This window comes from Paenibacillus sp. FSL A5-0031 (assembly GCF_001956295.1).
Classification (GTDB): Bacteria; Bacillota; Bacilli; order Paenibacillales; family Paenibacillaceae; genus Pristimantibacillus.
This window is the reverse complement of the sequence record NZ_MRTD01000010.1, coordinates 237864-260489: the sequence shown is the minus strand read 5'-3', so window position 1 is coordinate 260489 and position 22626 is coordinate 237864. Positions and strand designations below refer to the sequence as shown.

Here is a 22626-nt window from a genome sequence, read left to right as displayed (position 1 = left end):
GAAATGACGTTTCGAAAAAAAGTAACCTTATCCGCGCTGGCGATCTCCATGCTTACAGCATCGCTAGGCGGATTGCCGCTCAGCCAGAAAGGGCTGACGGAGAAGCTGGGATTTGTTCAAGCGGCGAGTGCCGCAGAAGCTGCGCTGCCTTCAAGCGTGTTTTTGGAGCGTATGCAGGCTCTATATGCTGCACTAGCAGCTGGGGACAAGAAGGACATGCAAGAGGTTAAAAATTTGCGAGATGAAATTGCCGGTCTGGATGAGGCAACAAATCAGCAGCTGATCGATCCGATTTGGACAAAAATTAGCGAGAAGCTTCCTGAGTCTGCCGATAAAGCGGAACTTAAAGCGAGCCTGTTCCGGTTGATCAAGGCTGTAGGCTCCTTCCGTTACGACCCTGAAGCCTCTGATTTGGAGGCTATTCGCACGAATCCAGAGTTTCGTGCAACGTTAAAGACGATTGCAGCTGCCGGCGGTGACGAGAACATCCGATTGGAAGACTTTCTTGTCTTTATGTTTGGCGATGGCAGCAGCCGTAAAGGCGTGGAAGGAACGATTGGCAGCCTGATCGCGCAGAAGTCTCCGGAGGAGCTGATTTTGCTGCTTGGCAATAAGCAGGGCATTGTAACGGTTCTTCTTCAAGCGATGGAGAAGCTGATGGGTGAGACAAAGGAGTACAAGTTCAGCTCTATTTTGAAAAATTTAGGCGTGACGCCGCAGGATGTAAGAGCGACCGTACAAAACTTCCAGGTGAAGCTTCAGAAGGACGAGCCTGCGATCAGCGCGATGACTGTGGCGTATATTCGTTCAAGCGTGAAGTCAAGCGTGAAAATAGACTACACCGGTCGTGTGCATTCGTATAGCCTAAATGTGTTCGGCGTATATCTTTTCCCTCAAGTTCTGCAGTGGTCAAAGGTATCCGGCGATTCTAATGTAAAGGTATTGCCTACGGGTGTCGTTACTATACCGGATGCTGCGAAAACCGGCACAGCTGTTATTCAGGCTAAGCTGATTAATCCATACGGTGGCTCGGCGAAAGTCATATTTGAGCAAGAGGTTACTTTAAACGCTGCAATTTCGCATGAGACCGAGTTTCCTGTGGAGTCATTCCTTGCGCGGATGAATAAGCTGCATTCTGCTCTAGCAGCAGGAGATCCAGCAGATATTGGGGCCGTTCGCAATTTGCGTGATGAGCTTGCCGGGCTGGACTTTGCTAAGGATCACAATTTAATCGACCCGATTTGGAAGAAGATTGCAGCTAAGCTGCCCGCAGAAGCAGACCAAGCAAAGCTGAAGGCTGTTTTATTCAATATGGTTAAGGACATTAGCTTGATTCCATATGACCCGCAGGCTGCAAGTTTAGAGGCGATTCGCAAAAATCCTGAATATCGTGCTGTGTTAGCTGAGCTTGGAGCAGCCGGAGGCGGTGAAACTAGCTTTGTAATAGACGATATTCTCATGTTTTTATTTGGCGATGGTGGCGTTAACCCAGGTATAGATGGCGCTATAAGGCAGAAGCTTGCCAGCCTGTCACCGACTCAGCTGCTGCAGTTGATTGGAGATAAGCAAGCGATTTCCACACTGCTGCTCCAGAAGACAGAGGAGCTGCTAAGTGAAACCGGCAATTATAAGTTGAGCTCCGTTTTAAGCCAGTTGGGTGTAACGGCGGAGGAGTCTGCTGCGACCATGCTTAACTTCCAAGCTCGATTGAAGATGGATGAGCCAGCAATTCAAGCGCTAATTATCGCTCATATGCGCTCTGAAGCTGTCGAGGCTGTTAAAATCAGTGAAGACGGCCGTGAGCAAAAATTCAGCTTGAAGGTGTTCGGCGTGGATGTTCCGCCGCTTGCGCTAAGGTGGAGCAAAGTATCTGGAAGCAAAGATGTGAAAGTATCTACTGGCGGTACGGTTACGCTTCCGCGAGGCGTTGCCAGCGGATCGGCGGTTGTTCAAGCGACATTGATTAACCCATATGGTGGACAAGCTAAAGTTATATTTGAGAAAGAGGTTACGTTAACAGCTACAAATGGAGAGGGAGAACACTTCCCGGCAGAAGAATTCCTTGAGAGAATGAATAAGCTTCACGCGGCACTGCTTGCTGGAGATCCTTCGGATGTGCAGGATGTACGCAATTTGCGCGATGAGATCGCCAAGCTTGATTTCGCCAAGGATCAATCCCTTATTGATCCTGTGTGGGTCAAAATTGCTCCTAAGCTTCCCGCAACGGTTAACCAAGCGGAGCTGAAGAAGACTGTGTTCCAGATCATTCAGTCTGTAGGCTCCCTGCAATATGATCCAGAAGCGAAGGGACTTGAAGCGATTCGAACGAATCCAGAGTTCCGAGCTGCACTGAAGACGATTGCCGCAGCAGGCGGGGTAACAAGCCTCAGCATGGATGATTTCCTCGTTCTGTTGTTCGGTGACGGAGCTGACCGCCTAGGTGTTGAAGGGACCGTTCGCAAAATTATCTCGGATATGAAGCCTCAGGAGATCGCTCAGCTGCTCGGCAACAAGGAAAAAATAAATGCGGTTATTATGGAAGCCATGGGTGAAATTTTATCCAAAAAGGATGATTATGCATTAAGCGAGGCGCTGAACAACTTAGGTGTTAAATCGGCTGATGTACGTCTATCTGTTTTTAAATTCCAACTAAAGCTGAAATATGATGAGCGGGCCCTTAACGCATTAACAGTTGCTTATATCCGTTCAGAAGTTATTTCGGCGGTGAAGATTACGTCTAGCGGAAGGCAGCATGAATACAGCTTGAAGCTGCTTGGCACTGTTTTGCCATCCTCGTTCTTGAAATGGAAGAAAGTATCGGGAAGCAAAGATGTCACGGTCGATTCGCGAGGGAAAGTAACGATTCCGAAAAAGGTTGCTAATGGTACGGCTGTTATTCAAGCGACGTTAGTGAATCCATACGGCGGCTCTGCTAAAGTGATTTTCCAGCAAGAGGTGACGCTCGTAAATGAAGATGTGGAAATTGATCCTAAGGCAGAGTTTAAGCGGATAGCTGAAGAATTGGATAGCAAGCTGAACGAGGTTAAGAAAAAGCTGAAAGCAGCGACCAACGATGAGCAGAAGGCACAACTGATCATGGATGTTGTACAGGCTAGAAATGTAGCTGTTGATGAGATCAATAAAGTAAAAACAACGAATGCGCTGAAAAATAAGGCGATAAATGAAACGAAAAGCAAGGTCAACAAATTGCTTACTACTATTATTACGGAAATCATGCGATCTTAACAAAAAGCAGCCAGTCTTCCTTCTCGCCTAAGAGAAAGGAGACTGGCTTCTTTCTATTCAAAACGGAAGGTGGTATGAGCATAATATGAGCAAGCATCATGCAAGGAAGAAACGGCGTCCGCGGCTTCAGAAGCCGGATACGATTAATATTATTTTAGGCTCGTTAACGCTTATTCTGTTATTTGTGTGGGGCGGTCTCTATTGGAATGAATCCTCACAACAATCACTTATTGTGAATGCGAATGGCGCAGCATTAAACGAGCAAGCACAGCTGAGTGAGGAAGAACTGTATGGGACAGTGCCTGAGAAAACGAGTCCAACTGTAGATGGCGTACCGCCAACGACTGACAAAACCGGCAAACCAGTGGAACAGGTAGCGGGTAAGCCTGCTGGAAGTGGAGGGGAAGCTGTACTGCCGGAGAAAGAGGCGGATAAGCTGGCTGGGGAAAATGAAAATCCTTTGCCCGTTCAGACGACGAAGCCATCAAGTACAACTAAACCGAACAAAGGGACGGAGACGAAGCCGAATGATGGTTCAACGTCAACGCCAACGACAAAACCAAAGCCAACGCCTTCGCCTGATCAGCCAAATGTGCCGGAAACGGAAGCTCCAATTACGTCAACAGAAAAGTATGAGCAGCAGATTGTTCAGATTCAAGCTAAGTGTACGCAGGATATGAATGATGTATTGGCAGGGGCGGAATCAAGTGTTGCACAATTGGATATGTCTGATCCTTACGCGTTTCAGGAGTTAAGCCAGAAATGGATGGACGGGCTTTCGAAGGTGGAAGCGACATGCAGTACAAAAATGCAAGGAATTATTGCACAAGCAGAAAAGGATAATGTAGAGGCAGAAATTACGGATAAGTGGGAGCAAACGTTCAGCGATCTCATGCTGCAGCTTCAAGGGCAATTCGAGGCGAAGCTGCTGCAATTGATGGGCGGTTGAAGCTAAGAACGTTTGGAGTTCCTTATTTTAATCAAATATAGATATAGTGGATAGATCATTCATCCTTTGGCAAGGTGCGATCGCGGAGTACACGTTCGAGCAAGTTGCGAATTAAATCCAGGTCGTCCTTTTCCAAAGGAACCCCATCCCAGTGCAGCTGATCATAATTCAAATATTCCTTCGCATTATGATTAAGCTCGATTGGCGGCTCAGGATAATCAGTAAGCCCAAGAAGATAATCAGCGGAAGTGCGCAGCTTGCGTGAAATGGTTTGAATGGATTCAAGAGTCGGCTGTCGATAGCCGGATTCATAGCCTGCATAGGTGCTTTTCGCAACTCCTAAATAATCAGCAACTTCCTGCATCGTTAATTTCCTCGATTTACGCAGCTGTTTAAGGCGCTTCGCAAACATCAATATCCCCCTCTCCAACGTCACAATGTCTATTTAAAATGATCATATTGCTTGCAAGGTAAATGCACACATAATTATATCATGTTTTCCAATTGCATGTACAAATCCGAACACTAGCTTGTTGTAAGCAACCTTACAGCCGCCAAAAGTCCCGCTCCGACTCCGAATTGACTCCATAAGCACATCTATGTGCTTACAGCCGCCAAACTCATGATACTTCAAGGCTCTAAGAACATATACGTTCTAATAGCCACCATAAATCCCCACTCCAACGGCCCACCAAACTCTATAAGCTAATCAACAGCCCTGTATGCCGCCGCCGAAGTCTGTCGTATTTTCAAAAGCTGCCTAAATACACGGATATTTGAACAATCATTATGGTTTTTTCTAATGAAAGCGCATTCTTTATAAGAGTACTATTAAGAGGTAAATATTTCTTGCCAAAAATTTTGCGTGATTGCTAGAAACGTTTACAGCTTATTTTAGCCCATTTATGAAAGGGGAACAAATGCTGAATGAATAAGCGATTGAAACGGAGCATGTCGTTAGTGTTGGCAGTAGTTATGGTTTTCTGCACGGTTTTTGCTGGATTTACAAATGAGCAAGCAGAGGCCGCGCAAACTGCACAGCCGCAGATGTGGAAGTTTGATTTTGGTTCAGCGCCAGCACCTGCTGGAAGTACAGGCGGTCCTGTTGCGGATGGTTATATCGGAATTACTGGAACGACGCTTTATACACCTGAGAAGGGCTATGGTTTGGATATGAATCTTGCTTCTCGTTTTCGAGGGGCAGAATCACCGGATAACGTAATTAATGATTTTGTTTTGGGAGGAACCAATGTTCCTTTTGTATTCAAAGCGGACATACCTAATGGCAACTATAAGGTCACGCTTTATTCCGGTGATCTTCTTCAAACGACTTCTACCTACAAAACGAAGGTAACGATTGAGGATGTAGCCGGGGAATCTATCAACTCTCGCAGAGCTGTAGAGAGCAAGGTTTATCATGCTTCAGTCGCAGATGGACAACTAAATATTCAACTGACAGGCGATGGAACATTCAGTGTTTTGAACGCTGTCATCATCGAGCAAGTGCTTCCTTCTGCGCCAGAAGGACTCATGCTGACGAGTATAAGCGCAAGCGGAGTTTCAATGAAATGGACAGCTGTTACGGATGCGGTTTACTACCATGTATATCGTACAACTGGCGGCAGCGAGCCAAGTGCGCCGATTGCTGAGCAAATCAAAGAAACGAGCTATTCCGATGCTAATGTAAGTGTTGGGGATAGCTATACGTATTATGTTTCGTCCGTCAATGCCTTTGGCCAGCAATCGCCTTTAAGCACAGCTAGCGAGGCTGCCTCGATTCCGATGCCGCAGTCTCCTGTTGTTCCCACCAATCTAGCAGTTACCGAAGTGAATGCCGCCTCTACTCGGCTTGCTTGGGGCGCTTCTGCCGGAGCGGCGGACTATGTGGTATATCGTTCGGATGCAGTGGATGGGACGTATGCTGAGATTGGCCAATCAGCAGCATTGTCGTATATCGATCAAACTGCGAATACTGCTATCGTACAATATTACAAAATAAAAGCACGGAATGGACAAGTCTTGTCCGACTTCTCGGCTTACGCGGCAAGCACCGTGTATGTGCCGCCGGTCGTCTTGCCGGATGGAGATGTAAAACGTTTTGATTTTGGAAAAGGTTCTACAGCCGATGGTTATGTTTCCGTTTCCTCTGCTGTTGCTTATACCGCGGAGCGAAAATACGGATTTGGTGATCCGGCAAAGGTAAGCTTCGTCGACCGCGGCACAGCGGATGCGCTGCGCTCGGACTTCAGCATCGTAAAGGACACATCCTTTATTGTGGATCTGCCGAATGCAGATTACACCGTGTCTCTTATTGCTGGGGATCTGAATGACGTAACGGATATTTCAATTACGGTCGAGAACATTGAAAAGGTAAAACGACTGGATGGCAATGCGGTTAGGCCAGCAGGTCAATTTCTTGAAATGAGCTTTGATATTGCGCTCGTAGACGGGCAGCTGAACTTCGAGTTTACGGGGACTGCTCCAAAAATCAACGCGCTCGTCATTACGAAAAAAGCGGAGCGTACACCAGGCGAGCTGCCTACTATTTATTTAGCAGGTGATTCTACTGTACAAACGTACGATCCGTACTGGCTTCCACAAGCGGGCTGGGGACAAATGATTCCAAGCTTTTTCTCTGAAAATGTAATTTTCAAAAATCATGCAATCGGCGGTCGTAGCACCAAAAACTTTATATCCGAAGGCCGCTTGGACGAGGTGCTGAGAGCTATTAAGCCGGGCGATTATTTCCTCGTGCAATTTGGTCATAATGATGCAACGATTAGCGTTCCGGATCGTTATGCATCTCCAGCTGATTACAAAAACTATTTGAAAACGTATGTAAACGGCGCGAAGCAGCGCGGAGCAACGCCAATTCTTGTGACGCCGATGGGCAGGCGCAGCTTCAACGCCGAGACTGGAAAGTTTAACGTCAGCTTCCCAGAATACGTGCAAGCGATGAAGGAAGTTGGGCAGGAGCTTGACGTTAATGTGGTCGATTTGAGCACGCTGAGTATTGCGTATTACGATTCAATCGGTCCAGCAGCAACGTTATCGGTGTTCCTTCATACGCCAGCTGGTGTATACGGAGCATTTCCGAATGGCTCCGCTGATGATACGCATTTCCAAGAATATGGCGCCATCCAGCTCGCGCGTATGCTCTCGGCAGCGATTAAGCAGCTGGATTTGCCACTGGCTCAATCCGTAAAAGAAATTGAATTGCCAGCAAACGTGCCAGCTAAGCCGACCAGCCTTATCGCTGGAAGCATAAGCAATGCAGGAGCATTGCTCAAATGGGACAAAACAGCAACAGCGGATATTTACAAAATCTATCGCAAGCTTTCCTCAGAGCCGGATAGCGCGTATGCCATGATTGGTACTTCTACACTTCCGACGCTGAATATGGGCGGCCTAGTTGAAGGGAACAGCTATCATGTTTATGTGACAGCAGTGAATGGCAAAGGAGAGTCTGCGCCATCCGATCCCATCTTTATTCAAACGAAATCGGCATTGTACAAATATGATTTCGGAACGATTGGCGGTGTAGTTGAGGCCGGATATACCGAGGTTACTCGCAATACGATCTACACCGCTGAACGCGGGTATGGCATAACAGACAGCACAGGTATGATAGATCGCGACCGCGGAGCGGGTACGGATGCGCTCAGACGAGACTTTGTTGCTTATTTTGGCAATAGCTATGAATACAAAGTCGATCTGCCAAACGGTTATTATTCAGTCAAAACCTATACGGGGGACTGGATCGGGTCAACGAAAACGAATATTAATATTGAAAATAAGGATTATGGCACGGTATCATCGGGCAAGGAAAATATTGCTGAACGGGTGTTCAACATGATTGCCGTTAAGGATGGACAGCTGAACATGATCCTCAGCGGTCAGACTGCTCATTTGAATGGGGTTGAAATAACGCCGCTGCTTCTAGCGCCTACGAAGCTAGAGCTAAACGATCTTGATTTGAGCAGCAATCCAATTAAGGCGGAACTTTCATGGACGGGAGTAGCTGATGCTGTAAAATATCATGTTTATCGCAAGGCTACTGTCGCAAGCAGCGCTGAGCTGCTAGGCGTGACGACGCAACCAACGTTTATTGATACAAGCGCGGATGTTGGCCTTGAATACGTATATTCGGTGTCGGCAATAGACAATACCGGATTTGAGTCAGTGGCCTCTAATTTCCTACAGGTGTCCATGATTGATCCGAATGTGGAGAAAGCAGCGATTCCAACAGGCCTTGCGCTTGCTTCTATTCACAAAAACGATATCAGCTTCACTTGGGATGCCGTTCCACAGGCAAGAATGTACAATGTATATCGCGCCAAAGAAGCGAATGGCCCTTATACGTTGATTGGAAAGTCATCTACGGCAGCTTATACCGACAACACCGTTTTGACGACGATTCCTTATTACTATAAAGTGGCCTCTGTCAATGAGGGCGGCATTTCTGAGCTGTCGGGTGCTTTGGAGACACAGGCAATTACAACGCTAGTTCGCGCAATGGAGTATCTGGATCGTTCGCCTGTCGCCATTAAGACGGAGAACGGCAACTATTTGGGCTGGCGTATGTTAGGACTTGATCCAGAGTCAATCGGCTTCAATGTTTATCGTGACGGCGTCAAGCTTAACGATGAGCTAATCACGAAGAGCACAAACTATGTGGATACGGCGGGTACAGACACATCCTCATACCATATTACATCGGTGCTGAGCGGTGTTGAGCAGGCGGCGACCAGCAGCTTCGGCGTTTGGCAAAAGCAGTACAAATCAGTGCCGCTGCAGAAGCCAGCTGATGATTATACGAAGGACGGACAGCCGTACACGTATTCAGCGGGTGACGCTAGCGTAGGGGATCTCGACGGTGACGGTAAATATGAAATTGTCATGTTATGGTCGCCATCTAACAGCAAAGACAATTCCCAAGCCGGTTACACGGGCATTGTGTATATGGATGCTTATAAGCTTGACGGCACGCGGCTATGGCGCATTAATCTCGGACCAAATATTCGAGCAGGAGCGCATTATACGCAGTTTATGGTTTATGACTTGGATGGTGATGGACGTGCGGAAGTGACGTTCAAGACAGCGGATGGCACGATTGACGGAACGGGCAAAGCCATCGGTGATCCTAGCAAGGATTATCGCAACAGTACCGGATATGTTTTGTTAGGCAATGAATATTTAACCGTATTCGAAGGCTCAACTGGAAAAGCGCTTGCCACAACAGAATATGATCCGCCTCGCGGTGATGTTGCTGCGTGGGGAGATGCTTACGGCAATCGGGTGGACCGTTTTCTAGCAGCGGTCGCGTATCTTGACGGCGAGAAGCCGAGCTTAGTTTTTAGCAGAGGGTATTATACGCGTACGGTGATTGCTGCTTATGACTATCGCAATGGTCAGCTGACGAAGCGGTGGGTATTTGACTCTAACGATGAAGGAAACGGCTCCTTTGCAGGCCAAGGGAATCACAATTTATCGATAGGCGATTCGGATGGCGACGGCAAAGACGAGATTCATTTTGGCGCGATGGGTATCGATGACGATGGCAAGCCGCTCTACAATACGGGACTTGGTCACGGTGATGCGATGCACTTTGGCGACCTTGACCCTGAACGTCCGGGACTGGAAATATTCGCTGTACAAGAGCATAGCGACTCCCCATACGGGATGGATTTGAAGGATGCGCGTACAGGCGAAATTATTTGGGGTATTCATACCGGCGTAGATACGGGCCGCGGGATGTCAGCGGATCTCGATCCAAGATATTTGGGTGAAGAGATGTGGAGCGCCAATATTGTAAGTAGCGAGCATATCCCGGTTACAGGATTGTACAGCGCTAAAGGCGAGAAAATAACGACGAGCATCCCAAGCTCGACAAACTTTGGCGTATGGTGGGATGGCGATCTGCTGCGCGAGCTGCAGGATTATAATCGCATCGATAAGTGGGATTATATGAATGCAAAAACGGTTAATTTATTGACCGCAGTTGGCTCCGCTACAAATAACTCGACGAAAGCGAACTCTAGCTTGCAGGCTGATTTGTTCGGCGACTGGCGCGAGGAGATCATGTGGCGTTCAGAAGACAGCAGCGAATTTAGAATTTACTCTACTGTGGATGAAACTGAATATCGCATTCGTACGCTGATGCATGATCCGAACTATCGTTTAGGAGTAGCTTGGCAAAATGTTGCTTATAACCAGCCGCCGCATCCAAGCTTCTATTTAGGAGACGGAATGGGGATGCCAGCAGCTCCAAGTATTCAATATATTCAAGCGCTAGTTACTTCGATAACGGTAACAGCGGCAGGGCAAGCCGATTCTGTTAAGGTGGGCAGCACGCTCCAGATGAATGCAGAGGTTCATATGGATACTGCGGCTAACAAAAATGTTGTTTGGTCAGTTGTGAATGAGGATGGCAGTTCTACGGCTCTGGCAGCAATTGGAACAGATGGCCTGCTACATGCGACAGCGGAAGGAAAGGTAACCGTCGTAGCGACGGCTGCGGATGGATCGGGTGTAAAAGGGGAGAAAGTAATTACCTTGCTTGCGAATCCAGTCGTTTCACCAAGTCCAACACCGACACCAACTCCAAGTCCAACACCGGATTCACCGCTTGGTGGTACAGCGCCAACTCCAGCACCTGCTGGCAATCAAGTAACGGTTGAAGCAGTGACAGTGAATGGAAAAGCGACAGCGGTGGTAGAAGCTGCAGATCTCCAAAAAGCGATCGAAGCAGCAACGAAATCGCTCGCTATTAAGGTGAATGCGGTAGGGTCTGCCAAATTAGTAGAGATCAGCATTCGTGGCGGTGCGTTTGCGGGCTTGAATACGAAGGATGAATTATCTTTAACCATTGATACGGGCTCGGCAAAAGTAACCCTTTCGAACAAAGCACTTAAGGGTGCGCTTGGCGCAGGTACAGAAACGCTTAAACTATCAATCGATAGGATGAATACTTCTGGACTCTCCGAGACTATTCGAGAGAAAGTTGGCGATGCAGCCGTCTATGATTTCAATCTATATGTAGGCGATAAGAAAATAAGTGAATTCGCGGGCGGCAAGCATGCACTTGAGATAAGTGTTCCTTATGTGCTTAAGCCAGGTGAGAAGCCGGGCAATGTGGTCGTTTATTATATCGCAGACGATGGCAAATTCGAAATCGTTCGCAATGGAAAGTATGATGCAAAAACAGGGACGATCACCTTCAAGACGAATCATTTCAGCTATTATTCTAGCCTATATGCGGCATCTGCATTCACGGATCTGAATCAAGCTTTATGGGCAATCGATCCGATTGAAGCATTGGCAGCGCGCAGCATTGTTAATGGCTATGGAGATAGCAGCTTCCAGCCAAATGGCGAGGTGACACGAGGAGCATTTGTGAAAATGCTGATGCTAGCATTTGAGCTAGAAGACAGCGAAGGCGTAAGCAGCTTTAGCGACGTGAAAGCAGGCGCATGGTACGCCAGCTCAATTGCCGCAGCTGAGAAGCTTGGCATAATAAAAGGCAAGTCTGACGGAACCTTTGGCGTCAACGAGCTTATCTCACGGCAGGATATGGCCGTTATGGCCTACCGTGCAGCTGAGGCGGCTGGCTTGAAGCTTGTGAGTGGAAGCGCAATTGCTTTCACCGATCAGGAGGAGATTGCCGATTATGCAGTCAAGGCTGTTCAGGAAATGCAGTCGACAGGCATTCTGAACGGCATGTCGGGTAATACATTTATGCCAAATGGATGGAGTACAAGAGCACAGGCAGCAAAAGTCATTTACTCGATGATGAGCATGCTCGAATAAAATATTTCAACTGAACAAATCCCTATAGCGAAGGAAAGCCGAGTGATTCGGATTCCGCAGCTATAGGGATTTTTTTATTCAATAATATCTTGAATATGCCATGGGGACTTAGCGGTTTCTCGTTTGAACATAAAGGTATAGACGCTGCTTCGGCGAGGCTTATTCAGCTGATGGATGGATACAGGTAATCTTATTTGGGTAGTTAAAGCATCACCAAGCTCATCGGTGTGGATCTGACCTTTGGATTTTGGTGGGATTTGCTCTCGTATGGAAACGAGTGACTCCATAACATGTAAGATGGAAGCGAGCTTTTCCTTTGGCATTTCTTTGGCGAGCGGAAGCAACAATTCATGGTCTTGATGATACATCGCTTCAACGAAGCTTCTAGCTAGAACGCTTGGCTGAACAGATTCAAAATAAGGTTTGATTTGACCAGCAGCCTTATGTACCATCATCTGGTGCGCGGGGTCTGGTGTATCTGATTTATGGGTGGAGCTGCCTAGAAAGTGAATGCAAAAGTGACCAGAGAAGCCATTCTCCGGAATGCCGTCACCGCCATGCGGCATGCCATTCATAGAAGCAGCGATCCAGGTGTCGCCGGAGTGGACGAGTATGGCTTTTCTTTTCCAGCTCCATTTGTCATTATAAATTTGCTTCATAACGCGGGAATCCTCTTTCGTTAACGGCTGAACATCTGCATGATCGCTGCCAGCGCGCCGTTGTACATGGAAGGTTAATCCCGTCTCCAGCTCCGTCACGGAAAACATGCTTTTTTTAGGCAAAAGCTCCGTTGCTTGCTGCCATGTCAACAATTTCCCGTAATGCTGTGTCCGCAAACCCTCGGCTAATCGAACCAGCTTCTTAGCTAGCTTGTCAGGCAAAATTATTTTTTCTGCTTTTGCTTCGTTCCAGAGCTGTCCAGAGCGATCCAAGCGATAATGTACCGTTTCAGCAGACTTTAGTGTGATGTCTATATCGGAGTAATAGTCTATTTCTGCTTCAGGAACATGCTTGGATTGACGCAAAGCGGCATCCATTTCTTGGCTTTCAATTTGCAGCTCGCTCATAAATGAGGATTGTTGACCAGAGCGGACAGTCATAATCATTATATGTTGCTGCTGCTCATTTGATTTTTTGGGCTTCAACATCATCGTCTGCGCAGCGGCATCGTTGGCTTGTAAGGTTAACAGCGATATAAGAACGAATATAACAACAGCTGCTTGTCTCCAGATCCGGGTCATAAGATGTCCTCCTCCAATCCCAATTGTCGTTATCTTTATATTCAGCCAATTTCCCGTTAATTATGTGGTCACCGCGTATGCATGCTTCTGCCTAAAATGATTCATACTAGCACGGATACTACCGTATAGGGGTGATTAACGACAATGGGATTGCCGTGGATTCTGGCCATATTGTTATTGTTCCAGCAAGGAGCATATTCTGATTCTTTAGTTATCGAGCATGAAGGCCATGCGATTTCGGAAATGAAACGTGCACAGTATAGCGATTCGATGACTGGCATTCCGCTCGTTAATCAAGAGAAGCTTGATAAATTTATGGATGAGCTTGATAAACGAGTGCAGAAGCCTCCTATTAACGCAGCGCTGGATGGAGCGGGGAGAATCATGTCCGAGCAGACAGGAAGTAAGCTTAATCGTAAAGCGTTCGAGGAGCTGTTTTACAGCTTTATTTATGAAGGGGAATTATTAAAGCTTGAGGCTCCTCTGCTAACGACTTATCCGAAAGTAGACAGCGAGCTGCTCTCGAACATCAAAACCAAAAAAATTGGACTCTATGCTACATACTACAACTCACGCAACAAAAACCGTTCTCATAATGTTGAATTAGCTGCGAAAGCAATTAATAACCATGTTGTTTTCCCGGATGAACGGTTTTCTTTTAATGAGGTTGTTGGCATGCGGACAAGGGAAAAAGGGTATTTGCGTGCTCCAGTCATTGTGAGGGGAGAAGTTTCGGAAGACGTCGGCGGCGGTATTTGTCAAATTTCATCTACCCTCTTTAATGCGGTGGACCGGGCAGGACTCAAAATTGTTGAGCGCTACTCACATAGCCGACATGTCAAATATGTTCCGCCAGGCCGCGATGCGACGGTAAGCTGGTACGGGCCGGACTTTGTGTTTCAAAATAAATATGATCAGCCTATACTTATTCGTGCTTATGCGCAGGGAGGGCAGGTTAGCATCGTTATTTGCTCTTCGGAAGACGTTAATGCAAAAACGAGACAAGTGCCCAGCGCTTCGAAAAAATTGCCTGAGGAAATCAAGCTGGAGATGGATGCTGGCGGCTCGGAGCCAAAAAAATAAACATAAAAGATTAGATTAGGGACTGCCAATTGGCAGTCTTTTTATGATGTAATTTATTGCTAGATCTCAATTGCAAAGGTAAAGTAAAGCAAGGGAGAGATGCTTATGGATTACAAAATTGTTTTTTTCGATGTAGATGGAACGATTACGCACCATGAGGATGGCAGCATTTCAAATCAAACAAAAAAAGCGATAAAGGCGCTAATCGACAAAGGAATCAAGGTCGTTGCTGCAACAGGCAGGCTGTTATCCATGTGCGATGAAATTAATCCTTGCTTCATTACCCAGCGGCAAATCCTTTGATTTATGAACAAGAGGTTAATTTAATGTGCTTGTTTGCTGATGAAGAAACAGCCCAGAAATACAGGGAGCAGTTTCCTCATTTAACCTTTAGAAGATGGCATCCTTTTGTCCTGAATGTATTGCAGGAGTAGGTATCCAAGTCGCTGGCGATCATCAAGGTTTTGCAGTATTTTAACCTTGATAAATCAGAAGCGGTTGCCTTTGGCGATGGCGAGAACGACATAGATATGCTCGAATTTGTAGGGCTAGGCATTGCAATAGGCAATGGGAGTGAACGGCTAAAGGGAGCAGCTGATTTTGTTACCAAAAAGTCGAGCGAGGACGGAATTGAGTTTGCGCTCAAAAAGTATGGGATTATATAACCCTTTCCTTCTTATACGAAGGTGATCGGCTTTTTTTGATGATGGTTTGGTACGTAAGGGTTGACACCGCTAAGCGATTTCGTGATGATGGAGTAGAGCATGTAGCGGAAGGAGCTGACCTAAGATGAATTTAATAGTGGAACAACCAGCAGCTCGCTGGTACAAAAAAGAAATGGGTCTTTCCGATGGTGAAGCGATTCGTATTTACGTTCGCCTGGGCGGCTGCGGCAGCGTTCATCCAGGACTTTCACTTGGCATTATGAAGGATGAGCCCAAGACAGCGGGACTTCGTGATGTCGTAGAAGGTATTACCTATTTTATAGAAGATGATAATCTGTGGTATTTGGATAATAAGACGCTTCGCATTTCTTTTGACGAGAAGTATGAAGAAATTAAAATGGTTGTGGAATAACCACATGGCATAGCAGGACAACAAAAAAGGAGCAGCTCCAATAGGTCATAAACCTTAAGGAGCTGCTCCTTTTTTGCGTGTTGGCGCTTATTTGTTACTTATCATGGGGCGATTCTGCTTTAGTTTTGTCCTGGCATGAGCTTTTTGAGCAATTGCAGCATTTGCCGTTATGACGATGACCAGCTGCCTTGTCTTTATCATGCGGTGCTCCGTTTTCTGTATTCTCCTTGTTATCCTCATTTAAAGATGCCTGTATGTCCATTTTGTTTACCGCCATCCTCTCATTTACCGATCACTTATTTCTATTATAAAAGAATGATCATGGAGGCCACATCGGGGAACCTCCCTATTTGCTAAGCAGCTTTCGCATAGAAACCCTTAGCTATAGTTCAGGGAGTTCCCCGACATACAAATGGAAGAGAATCCCCTAAACTAAAGGTGTAGCAAACGAAAGCGAGCACAGCATAAACGATTAACACCACACATTAGGAGGATTTCATATGGAGCATGCTCCTTTGAGAAGGGTTGAACAGCTTGCTTTGAAGAAGCAAAAGGTGTTTTTGACAAGCAAGCTGAGATATATATTGCGAGCCATGTTAGCGAGTATGTTTATCGGATTTGGCGTAATCGTAGCGTTTAAGACAGGCAGCTTTTTCTATGAGTCACATAGTCCGCTAACCTATCCAATGGCGGCGATAACGTTTGGAGCAGCAATCATTCTAATCGCCTATGGCGGAGGAGATCTTTTTACAGGAAACACCTTCTATTTCACCTTTGCAGCTCTTAGGGGCAAAATGCGCTGGCTAAACGTTGTAAAGCTATGGTGTGCAAGCTACGCAGGCAACTTTCTTGGTGCAGTTGCTTTCGCCCTTCTCATATGGGCAACCGGATTGTTCAGCGATGCGTCCGTTAATGGATTTTTACTCAGTGTCGTAGAGAAGAAGCTTCACGCACCGGTATGGGAATTGTTTTTCCGGGGTGTATTGTGTAACTGGCTGGTCTGCTTAGCATTTTTTGTTCCGATGTCACTGCGCGGAGATGGGCCAAAGTTGTTCGCTATGATGCTATTCGTATTCTGCTTCTTTATTTCAGGCTACGAGCACAGCATCGCTAATCTTTGCACCTTCGCCATTGCGCTTGTGCTGAATCATCCGGGAACCATTTCACTAGAAGGCATGATTCATAATCTTGTACCTGTAACACTAGGTAATTTAATTGGTGGCTCCGTCCTTATGGGCGTTATGTATTATTTCGTAAACAAACCATTTGAAGAGGTGGAATAACAATGAAAAAATCAAAAGTTGTCGTTATTGGTGTAGGAGCAGTAGGATCCACAACAGCCTATACGCTGCTGCTTCGCAGCCGGATGGATGAGCTTGTGTTAATAGATGCGAATGCAGGCAAAGCAGTTGGGGATGCGCTTGATATGAATCACGGGATGCCATTCCTTGGTCAGACTAAAGTATGGGCAGGAACTTACGAGGACTGTAAGGATGCGGATATCGTCATCATTACAGCTGGAGCAGCACAGAAGCCTGGGGAGCCAAGGCTGAATCTATTAAAGCGCAACATTGCCATCTATGAAAGCATCGTATCCGAAGTATTGAAATACAATGATGACGGCATTCTATTAATCGCGACGAATCCGGTAGATATTATGAGTTACTTCTGCCAGAAAAAGTCGGGCTGGCCAACTCACCGTGTAATCGGTTCAGGCACATTGCTCGATAGTGCTCGTTTCCGCTATCTGATCGGCGAGCGATTGCAGCTTGACCCGCGCAGCGTACATGCCCATATCATTGGGGAGCATGGGGATTCCGAGCTTCCATTATGGAGCTTGGCAAACGTAGCTGGTTCGTCCATCTCGCTTAGCGAGGAAGAAAAGTCAGACATCTTTACGCATACGAGAGATGCGGCCTACGAAATCATAGAAGCGAAAGGTGCCACTTATTACGCTATTGCGTTAGCACTGGATCGTATTGTAACTGCGATATTGTCCAATGAGTCGGCTGTACTCAATGTATCCACGTTAGTTGAAAACTACCACGGCATATCGGATGTATACATGGGTGTTCCGTGCGTCGTTGATCGCAATGGAGTAAGAGAGGTGCTGGACATTCCGATTACAGAGGAAGAAAAAGCGCTGCTGCACCGTTCGGCGAACAAACTGAAGGAACTGATTGAAACGATCTCGATTTAGACAAAAATAAGAGGAGCTGATCGTCATGGTAACCAAATGGCTAAGCGAAAACAAATATGCAGCGGGCTTAATGCTTGTGCTGCGGGTGTACTTGGGATGGCAATGGCTGAGCGCTGGATGGCATAAGCTTGGCGGATTTGATGCCAGCGGATTTTTAAAAGGAGCTATCGGCAACCCAGTAATGGATAAAGCGACAAACGAATTAGTTTATCCGACGTTCACTGCATTTCTAGAACATGTTGCTCTTCCGAATGCAGGCATCATTAACTTCCTCATTCCCGTTGGTGAATGTTTGGTAGGGCTTGGACTTATCGTTGGCGCACTTACGACAGCTGCAGCTTTTTTCGGATTATTAATGAACTTCATGTTTATGTTTGCAGGTACGGTATCGACTAACCCTTGGATGCTGCTAATCGGAATTATCGTATTCATCGCTGGCACGAACGCAGGTAAATTCGGTATTGATTACTTTGCCCTTCCTTATCTGCGCAAATTATTTAAGAAAGGCAACCGCAGCGATAGTGGGTATGCGGACAACAATACAATCCCTCGTTAGAGCGGAACGAATGTAAATAATAAGGGTTGCTCCACAAGTAGGTATCTACTTTTGGGGCAACCCGTTTTTTTTGCTCGATTGACATGAACTCCTTAGTTTGTTACTTTAATTATATATATTCGTATTGGTTTAGTTGGATTTAAGTGAGTGGAGGTGTGTCAAATCAACATTGAGAATATAGAAGCATTCGTCTATGTCATCCATTGTGGAAGCTTTAATAAAGCAGCTGACGCGTTGTATTTGTCTCAGCCTTCTGTAACAGCAAGAATTAAGTCCCTTGAGCAGGAGCTCGACTGCAAGCTGTTCGATCGAAATGGCAAACAGATTCAAATAACGGAAGACGGTAAACGATTTCTCCCTTATGCCCAGCAGCTGCTGCTCATCTATCAGAAGGGCAAGCAGCATATTAATCAGAAGAAGTCTTTGCCGAACGAGTTCCGAATTGGCTGTACCGTGTCTGTCTCCAATTATATTATTCCTGACTTATTACCTCGCTTAAAGAAGAAATTCCCACACACTCACTATAAAATCGTCACAAGCACCACGGATGAGATTGTGAATAAAGTGCTGAGCAAGGAAGTGGATATTGGCTTTGTTCGCAAGGTGAATCATCCTAACCTGCAGTCGACCAAGTTCTATGAAGATCCAATACGGCTGCATGTGTATCATGGGCATCCGTTCTTAACAACGGATAAGCTGACGGTTGAGGCGATCGCTGAGCAGCCGCTCGTTTTTTTTGAATGCGGCTCATTGGATTGGCTTCGCATTCATCGTATATTCGAGAATTTGGAGCTGCCGCCCAACATTCAAATTCAGACGGATAATTCTGAGATGGCCAAAAAGCTTGTCATTCAGAAAGCAGGCATCGCGTTTCTTCCAGGCTTATGCGCCCAGCAGGAGCTGCAGGATGGGAAGCTTTATCCGATACGCGTCCCCGAGACGGAAGGCATTTTTTTACAGACGAACCTCATTTCGCATCATGGAGAGCATTTGGAATTTGTACATGCCATTACCGAAATAGGCAAGCAATTAGCAGATGCGGAGCTAAGCTTATCAGCAAATATAAATCTGTAATACAAAAACTCTATTATTCGAAAAGCGATGGGTATGGTACATTCATAATTACAGTTAAGCCGATATGAATAGTGCACTTAATCACATTCGTCCGCTGCTCCTACTGAAGCAGCGGACGTTTTTTGTTGATAAAAGCATCATTGGATTATTCAATTTTCTTATAGAAGATCTCTATAAGCTAGAGGATTGACGAAGCTGGCAGTCCGGTGGTAAAGTGAATTCAACATAATCCTTACTTAACAGGTAGGAATTATAAGGATTTAAACATTTAGGGGGAAAAAGAAAATGAAAAAACGATTCGTTTTATCGATTGCACTCGTCCTTGCCCTTACAGTTGCTGGCTGCGGAAGCAATAAAAACAACACCGGCGGCAGTGCGGAAACAGGAAGCGGAGAGGCTTCCAAATCCGTAACAAAAATTGTTGTTGGCACAGGAACACAATTCCCTAAAGTTTGCTTTATAGATGAGAATGGCAAGCTTACTGGTTTTGATGTAGAGCTTGTAAGAGAAATTGATAAACGTCTTCCAGATTATGAATTTGACATTCAAACGCTTGAATTTACGAACCTGCTGTTAAGCTTGGAAACGAAAAAAATTGACATGATTGCACATGAGATGGAGCAAAATCCGGAACGCGTACAGAAGTACCTCTTTAATAAAGAGCCTTATGCGCACTGGAGAAACAAGATCATTGTAGACAAGGACAATAATTCAGTTCAAACGTTGGCTGATCTAAAAGGTAAAAAAGTACTAACAACGGCAACAAGCGCAGCGGCAACGATTCTTGAAAATTACAACAAGGAAAACGGAAACGCGCTTGAGCTTGTGTATCAAAATGGCGGCGCAAACGACAACGTATCGCAAGTAACCTCGGGCCGAGTGGATGCCTTCCTCGCTGCTGACTTTACTTTATCGTTAGTTGATCCGAAGAAAGAGCTTAAAGCAGTAGGACCGGCACTGAGCGAAGCAGACATCTTGTTCATGTTCCGCAAGGACGATCCGGAGCAGCAAAAGCTTTCTGATGCAGTTGATGTAGTAATCAAAGAACTGAAAGCAGACGGTACGCTGGCTAAGCTTAGCTCAGAATGGCTGGGCGATGATTTTACTTCCCAAGAAAAATAAACCCAATTGAAAGGTGAGATGGCTAAGGTGGGAGAACCTTTTGATATCAGCTACGTGTTCGAGTATCTAATAAAGCTACTGCCTACCTTGAAAGTCACTCTTCTTATTGTGGTGAGTTCCATCGTACTTGGGGTTGGCGTCGGATTTATCGTCGCCTTTCCCCAGCTTTATAAGATTCCGGTTCTAAGACGGTTTTCACAGGTGTATTTATCTTTTTTTAGAGGGACGCCTATACTCATTCAGCTATTTCTGTTTTATTACGGCTTGCCTGAGGTTTTGAAGCTTTTTCATTTGGATGTAGCTAAAGTGCCGGCATTATATTTTGTCATCCTTACTTATGCGCTGCACAGCGGAGCCTATATAGCGGAGATGATTCGCGCGGCTGTCGGGGCAGTGGATAGGGGCCAGGTTGAAGCAGCTTATGCGGTAGGAATGACGGGTTTCCAAGCTTTTACCCGAATTGTACTACCTCAAGCCGTTTCGATTGCATTGCCGGTATTCTCTAATCTTGTTATTGCAAATTTGAAGGATACATCACTCGCCTTTTCGTTAGGTATTATGGAATTAACAGGAAAATCACAAACACTGGCTGTTATGTCGAGGCATTTCCTTGAAACGTATGTTTCGCTCGCGATTATCTATTTTATTTTGAGCTTTGGGCTTGAGAAGCTGTTCCATTTGATCGAACGCAGGTTATTGAAGCATGAGCGCCGCATCGCGGTAGAAGACAAAGAACCTCTTATCAAAAAAGATAAATCAAGGCGGTTTGCAGCCGGAATAGGCTTTGGCAGAGGAGGAAGGGAAAATGAAGCTTGATTTCGCATTCATATGGACGGCGTTTGTTCAGCTTTTGAGCGCGGTGCCAACGGCTTTGGCGATTACGTTCGTTTCTGTTTTTTGCGGCTTCCTCATTGGGACATCTGTAGCTGTCATTAGACTTTACAAGATTCCAGTCCTTTATCCTATCGCCGTTTCCTATGTTACCGTCATTCGCGGAACTCCTATGCTAACGCATTTATTGCTTATTTATTTCGGTTTGCCGATTATCGTTGATGGTATAGCTGAGGCGTTAGGCTTATCGTTCCGTTCGGTCTCAATTCCCATGATAGGATTCGCTTATATTTCTTTCTCGATTACGGCTGGCGCATACATGTCTGAGGTTGTCAGATCGGGACTGCTTGCGGTTAACCGCGGACAAATGGAAGCAGCGTATTCCATTGGAATGACGACCTCTCAAGCGATGCGCAGAATTGTTTTGCCCCAAGCTTTTGCTGCCAGCTTGCCTAACTTATCGAACTCGGTAATTGGCATGCTGCACGGATCAACGCTGGCTTTTACAGTGTCCGTCGTTGACATTAATGCTAAAGCGCAAATCGTTGCTTCAACAAACTGGAAGTTTTTTGAGGCATACCTTGCCGCAGCTCTTATTTTCTGGGGATTAACCTTTTTCATCGAGCGACTGACCGCGTTAGCCGAGAAGCGCTTTAACCTGTACAACAGAGGCGGTGTCTCATGATTAAGCTGACGCAAATTAGGAAGAGCTTTGGACGCAATGAAGTGCTCAAAGGAATAGATCTTACAGTCAAAAAAGGCGAGGTCGTTGCCATACTCGGGCCAAGCGGCTCTGGGAAAACAACGCTGCTGCGCTGCATCAATTATTTAGAGAAGCCAAGCGACGGTCAAATTTCGATTGGTGATTTCACCGTTAATTGCAAACGTCCCGATAAAAAAGGAATTCATACGCTTCGGCAAAAAAGCGCAATGGTTTTCCAGCAATATAATTTATTTAAGCATAAGACGGCAATTGAAAATGTAATGGAAGGTCTCCTCATCGTTAAGAAGCTTCCGAAGGAAGAGGCGCGGCAAAAAAGCGAGGAGCTGCTTGAAAAGGTTGGTCTTGGCAATAAGCTGCATGCTTATCCGAGCGAGCTGTCTGGAGGACAACAGCAGCGTGTGGGCATCGCTCGTGCGCTGGCGCTGAACCCAGAAGTTATTTTGTTCGATGAGCCGACTTCGGCGCTTGATCCAGAGCTGGTTGGCGAGGTGCTTAGCGTTATTCGCAAAATCGCAAAAGAAGGCATCACGATGATTATCGTGACCCATGAAATGAGCTTTGCGCAGGATGTTGCCAGCCATGTTGTCTTTATGGACGGCGGAGCGATCGTTGAAGAGGGCAGGCCTAACGATATTTTCACCAATCCGAAAGAAGAACGAACCAAACAATTTTTGAAACGGATCACACCTGAGGGTGTCTATTCCATCTAACACA

16 protein-coding genes and 1 pseudogene are annotated in these 22626 nt (G+C 46.1%); 14 read left to right on the top strand and 3 right to left on the bottom strand.

Annotation, left to right across the window (positions count from 1 at the left end; all coding sequences use genetic code 11):
• Positions 1–3 precede the first annotated feature (3 nt).
• Together BK120_RS19085 and BK120_RS19080 are read left to right on the top strand one after the other, a co-directional pair.
• Positions 4–3246 carry a hypothetical protein gene (locus tag BK120_RS19085; RefSeq protein ID WP_076269088.1) on the top strand — a complete coding sequence of 1081 codons (3243 nt, stop codon included), beginning with the start codon at positions 4–6 and terminating at the stop codon, positions 3244–3246.
• An 85-nt stretch (positions 3247–3331) separates the two neighbouring features.
• A complete protein-coding gene (locus BK120_RS19080) occupies positions 3332–4195 on the top strand; it encodes a hypothetical protein (RefSeq protein WP_076269087.1) in 864 nt (287 codons plus the stop codon).
• A gap of 55 nt (positions 4196–4250) precedes the next feature.
• Here BK120_RS19080 and BK120_RS19075 read toward each other — a convergent pair whose 3' ends face one another.
• Complete coding sequence (locus BK120_RS19075; protein ID WP_076269086.1) at positions 4251–4607, bottom strand: helix-turn-helix domain-containing protein; 357 nt, start codon at positions 4605–4607, stop codon at positions 4251–4253.
• Positions 4608–5122: 515 nt separating this feature from the next.
• Here BK120_RS19075 and BK120_RS36285 point away from each other — a divergent pair.
• Positions 5123–12004, top strand: a complete 6882-nt coding sequence (locus tag BK120_RS36285) for a rhamnogalacturonan lyase family protein (RefSeq protein ID WP_083682192.1) — start codon at positions 5123–5125, stop codon at positions 12002–12004.
• Between the two features lie 74 nt (positions 12005–12078).
• Here BK120_RS36285 and BK120_RS19045 read toward each other — a convergent pair whose 3' ends face one another.
• The gene (locus BK120_RS19045; protein ID WP_076269085.1) at positions 12079–13245 is read right to left on the bottom strand and encodes a hypothetical protein; all 1167 of its coding nucleotides are present in this window, start codon (positions 13243–13245) and stop codon (positions 12079–12081) included.
• Between the two features lie 144 nt (positions 13246–13389).
• On the opposite strand from BK120_RS19045, the gene BK120_RS19040 reads away from it, so the two are divergent.
• From BK120_RS19040 to BK120_RS19030, 3 genes and pseudogenes are all read left to right on the top strand, one after another.
• Positions 13390–14328, top strand: a complete 939-nt coding sequence (locus tag BK120_RS19040) for a VanW family protein (RefSeq protein WP_076269084.1) — start codon at positions 13390–13392, stop codon at positions 14326–14328.
• 105 nt (positions 14329–14433) lie between these two features.
• Positions 14434–14993 (top strand): annotated as a pseudogene (locus tag BK120_RS19035) (HAD hydrolase family protein).
• 124 nt (positions 14994–15117) lie between these two features.
• Positions 15118–15405 (top strand): HesB/YadR/YfhF family protein, encoded by a 288-nt coding sequence (locus BK120_RS19030; protein ID WP_076269083.1) that lies wholly within the window; start codon positions 15118–15120, stop codon positions 15403–15405.
• A 94-nt stretch (positions 15406–15499) separates the two neighbouring features.
• Here BK120_RS19030 and BK120_RS35325 read toward each other — a convergent pair whose 3' ends face one another.
• Positions 15500–15667, bottom strand: coding sequence for a hypothetical protein (locus tag BK120_RS35325; protein WP_179089828.1), 168 nt, complete (start codon positions 15665–15667; stop codon positions 15500–15502).
• 238 nt (positions 15668–15905) lie between these two features.
• Between BK120_RS35325 and BK120_RS19025 the strand changes: the two genes are divergently transcribed.
• From BK120_RS19025 to BK120_RS18990, 8 genes are all read left to right on the top strand, one after another.
• Positions 15906–16688, top strand: coding sequence for a formate/nitrite transporter family protein (locus tag BK120_RS19025; RefSeq protein WP_076269082.1), 783 nt, complete (start codon positions 15906–15908; stop codon positions 16686–16688).
• A 2-nt stretch (positions 16689–16690) separates the two neighbouring features.
• On the top strand, positions 16691–17605 hold the full coding sequence (locus BK120_RS19020; RefSeq protein ID WP_076269081.1) for an L-lactate dehydrogenase: 915 nt from the start codon (positions 16691–16693) through the stop codon (positions 17603–17605).
• Positions 17606–17630: 25 nt separating this feature from the next.
• A complete protein-coding gene (locus tag BK120_RS19015) occupies positions 17631–18161 on the top strand; it encodes a DoxX family protein (protein ID WP_076269080.1) in 531 nt (176 codons plus the stop codon).
• Positions 18162–18323: 162 nt separating this feature from the next.
• Positions 18324–19235 carry a LysR family transcriptional regulator gene (locus BK120_RS19010; RefSeq protein ID WP_076269139.1) on the top strand — a complete coding sequence of 304 codons (912 nt, stop codon included), beginning with the start codon at positions 18324–18326 and terminating at the stop codon, positions 19233–19235.
• A 285-nt stretch (positions 19236–19520) separates the two neighbouring features.
• Positions 19521–20357, top strand: coding sequence for a transporter substrate-binding domain-containing protein (locus tag BK120_RS19005; protein WP_076269079.1), 837 nt, complete (start codon positions 19521–19523; stop codon positions 20355–20357).
• 27 nt (positions 20358–20384) lie between these two features.
• On the top strand, positions 20385–21173 hold the full coding sequence (locus BK120_RS19000) for an amino acid ABC transporter permease (protein ID WP_076269078.1): 789 nt from the start codon (positions 20385–20387) through the stop codon (positions 21171–21173).
• The gene (locus BK120_RS18995) at positions 21163–21873 is read left to right on the top strand and encodes an amino acid ABC transporter permease (RefSeq protein ID WP_076269077.1); all 711 of its coding nucleotides are present in this window, start codon (positions 21163–21165) and stop codon (positions 21871–21873) included. Before BK120_RS19000 ends, BK120_RS18995 begins: the two co-directional genes overlap by 11 nt.
• Complete coding sequence (locus tag BK120_RS18990; RefSeq protein ID WP_076269076.1) at positions 21870–22622, top strand: amino acid ABC transporter ATP-binding protein; 753 nt, start codon at positions 21870–21872, stop codon at positions 22620–22622. Before BK120_RS18995 ends, BK120_RS18990 begins: the two co-directional genes overlap by 4 nt.
• Positions 22623–22626 lie beyond the last annotated feature (4 nt).

Coding starts and splice junctions, on each gene's coding strand:
- BK120_RS19015 (WP_076269080.1), top strand. CDS start 17,631: ATGGTAACCAAATGGCTAAGCGAAAACAAATATGCAGCGGGCTTAATG.
- BK120_RS19040 (WP_076269084.1), top strand. CDS start 13,390: ATGGGATTGCCGTGGATTCTGGCCATATTGTTATTGTTCCAGCAAGGA.
- BK120_RS18990 (WP_076269076.1), top strand. CDS start 21,870: ATGATTAAGCTGACGCAAATTAGGAAGAGCTTTGGACGCAATGAAGTG.
- BK120_RS19020 (WP_076269081.1), top strand. CDS start 16,691: ATGAAAAAATCAAAAGTTGTCGTTATTGGTGTAGGAGCAGTAGGATCC.
- BK120_RS19025 (WP_076269082.1), top strand. CDS start 15,906: ATGGAGCATGCTCCTTTGAGAAGGGTTGAACAGCTTGCTTTGAAGAAG.
- BK120_RS18995 (WP_076269077.1), top strand. CDS start 21,163: ATGAAGCTTGATTTCGCATTCATATGGACGGCGTTTGTTCAGCTTTTG.
- BK120_RS35325 (WP_179089828.1), bottom strand. CDS start 15,667: ATGGACATACAGGCATCTTTAAATGAGGATAACAAGGAGAATACAGAA.
- BK120_RS19045 (WP_076269085.1), bottom strand. CDS start 13,245: ATGACCCGGATCTGGAGACAAGCAGCTGTTGTTATATTCGTTCTTATA.
- BK120_RS19030 (WP_076269083.1), top strand. CDS start 15,118: ATGAATTTAATAGTGGAACAACCAGCAGCTCGCTGGTACAAAAAAGAA.
- BK120_RS19080 (WP_076269087.1), top strand. CDS start 3,332: ATGAGCAAGCATCATGCAAGGAAGAAACGGCGTCCGCGGCTTCAGAAG.
- BK120_RS36285 (WP_083682192.1), top strand. CDS start 5,123: ATGAATAAGCGATTGAAACGGAGCATGTCGTTAGTGTTGGCAGTAGTT.
- BK120_RS19005 (WP_076269079.1), top strand. CDS start 19,521: ATGAAAAAACGATTCGTTTTATCGATTGCACTCGTCCTTGCCCTTACA.
- BK120_RS19085 (WP_076269088.1), top strand. CDS start 4: ATGACGTTTCGAAAAAAAGTAACCTTATCCGCGCTGGCGATCTCCATG.
- BK120_RS19075 (WP_076269086.1), bottom strand. CDS start 4,607: ATGTTTGCGAAGCGCCTTAAACAGCTGCGTAAATCGAGGAAATTAACG.